This is a genomic window from Microbulbifer discodermiae (genome assembly GCF_040742695.1).
Taxonomy (GTDB): domain Bacteria; phylum Pseudomonadota; class Gammaproteobacteria; order Pseudomonadales; family Cellvibrionaceae; genus Microbulbifer.
In genome coordinates this window covers 1-1,900 of the sequence record NZ_JBFLAB010000137.1, presented here as the reverse complement: position 1 = coordinate 1,900, position 1,900 = coordinate 1, and the positions used below count along the sequence as shown (strand labels likewise).

The window sequence follows — 1,900 nt, the reverse complement described above, 5'->3', positions numbered from 1 at the left end:
AATGAAGTAGAGCGTCTGTTTCGCCGCTTGAAAGGTTTCCGAAGAATATTTAGTCGATTTGATAAGTTGGATGTCGTTTTTAAGTTCTTCATCAACTTTTCATTGATCGCTGACCGGCTAATTAGTGTTAACAGGCCCTAGCAGATGCCAGAAAGAAATCAATCGACTACGATTGTGAATCGCATTGCCTTAAAGAAAACTTACTTAATAAAAAGCTTTTCCTTACCTGTTAATGAATAGCGAGCTAAGTATAAGGCCAATAAAATAAAAATTACACCATTCAATTTATTTAAAAAAGTATCGAATATCGGAGTCAATAAAAAAATCCCCGCAATTAAAAAAGCCAAACATAATAGCGCAGCCAAGATTCGATAAATTAGTTTTCTATTCATTCCAACAGTCCGCCGCACAATAACCTAAAGCTCCAACCTGAAAACCAGCCGCTCCCGCTCCAGCAACAGCCGCCGCACCATTAAATCGTGAGAAAAACTTTACGACACCCAATTGTCTTCGGCCAGTCTCGAAAGTTTTCTTATCATAAGACCAAGCATTACGATTAGCCTGCTTCTGAGCATGATCCTGCAACAGCTCAGCAGCCTCATTTGTTAATAAACCCTGTAAGCTTACGGGGCTGAATCGCTCAGCCCACTCATATGTTTCTCCATAATTAACTTGCAAGCAGTTAGCCATGCATTGCTTAAAATTGCTTTGTACATTCGTTTGGAGATTACTGAAGACACCTAGACTCTCCCTTTGTGCATTCGGATCCCCCCTAACTACCACTTCTTCATCATAAGGCGTCCCCGCGGGGGACACTTTACTATCCTCGGTATCCTCTTCACTTCCCGCGTCATCAGAAGACGAATTCGAACTACCCGAAGAGGAAGTTTGTGAGACGTAAAAGTAACCTCCACCTCCGCCTGACCGCCCACCACCTGTCAAAGTCCTGAGGTTTCTCCATGAAATTGATTTCCACCTACCACCACCTCGCGAAGTAAATGGACTTCTGAATTTCTTTGGCTTTTTCCCCCTGACGGGTAACGTATCCATTGGCCGCTTTTCGTGCGGTACAATTTGACCACCACCTTCACCGCCATCGCCACCGCCATCGCCACCGCCATCGCCACCGCCATCGCCATCGCCATCCATGTGTTTCTCATCATCATCTTCAGTTACAAAGCCCGTAGGATCTGTAAAACCCACCGGGTTGTTGAAAGCGTAGCTGTAACGATTCCAGCTCTGACTGAAGGTCGGTGCCTGCACTAAGGGATCCGGACTCAGGAATCTCCCCAAGGTCGGATCATATATCCGCCCGTTCATATGGATCAGGCCGGTCCTGTCCAGATGCTCGTGGCCGGTGTAGCCGCGCCGGGTGGTGAGGCCCTGGGCGGCGAGCAGATCCTCCAGCTGCTGCTGGGTCAGGTCGCCACTCCAGTCGCCCTGGCGGCGGCTGCCATCGGGATTGAAAGCGGTGCTGAGAATCTCCGCGCCTGTGTCATCGGTAACTTTTTCTACAGAACCCAGATGACCCCGATGCAGGTACTGGTATTCACCGCTGGTGCTGCTGAGATCCTGAATGGCGATATGCTGCACGCCGTCGCTGAGCCGGGTTTTGCGGATGGCGAGGATAGCGGCATCGGCGGGAACCTGTTCCTCTTTACTCTCACCCCAATTATTCTGCTCTGACCCCAATTATTCTGATGAGTAAGGCAAGGACACGGCGTTTCGGGTAATCTTGGAGCGCTATCCATTAACAGTTAGGGAACGTCTGAATAACTCAACAATCGCTACGGCAGTATCAGTATTTTCTGGTGCGGGCCTGAATTTGACCAAAACAACCCTGAGATTGTTTGTTTTTTCACCTGGAATCTACTTCTCAGCAGATTCCAGGTGCACTGGC

The 1,900-nt window shown here is 48.4% G+C and carries 3 protein-coding genes; 1 reads left to right on the top strand and 2 read right to left on the bottom strand.

Annotated features, from left to right (window positions below; all coding sequences use genetic code 11):
- Positions 1-200: 200 nt before the first annotated feature.
- A complete protein-coding gene (locus AB1S50_RS19380; RefSeq protein WP_367152907.1) occupies positions 201-392 on the bottom strand; it encodes a hypothetical protein in 192 nt (63 codons plus the stop codon).
- Positions 385-1,326 carry an RHS repeat domain-containing protein gene (locus AB1S50_RS19375; RefSeq protein ID WP_367152908.1) on the bottom strand — a complete coding sequence of 314 codons (942 nt, stop codon included), beginning with the start codon at positions 1,324-1,326 and terminating at the stop codon, positions 385-387. Before AB1S50_RS19375 ends, AB1S50_RS19380 begins: the two co-directional genes overlap by 8 nt.
- An 18-nt stretch (positions 1,327-1,344) precedes the next feature.
- Here AB1S50_RS19375 and AB1S50_RS19370 point away from each other — a divergent pair, with 18 nt between their 5' ends.
- Entirely contained in the window at positions 1,345-1,686 is a 342-nt protein-coding gene (locus AB1S50_RS19370) for a hypothetical protein (protein WP_367152909.1), read from the top strand.
- Positions 1,687-1,900 lie beyond the last annotated feature (214 nt).

Excerpts from the sequence above, each read along its gene's own strand:
- AB1S50_RS19380 (WP_367152907.1), bottom strand. The coding sequence starts at position 392 with ATGAATAGAAAACTAATTTATCGAATCTTGGCTGCGCTATTATGTTTG.
- AB1S50_RS19370 (WP_367152909.1), top strand. The coding sequence starts at position 1,345 with ATGCTCGTGGCCGGTGTAGCCGCGCCGGGTGGTGAGGCCCTGGGCGGC.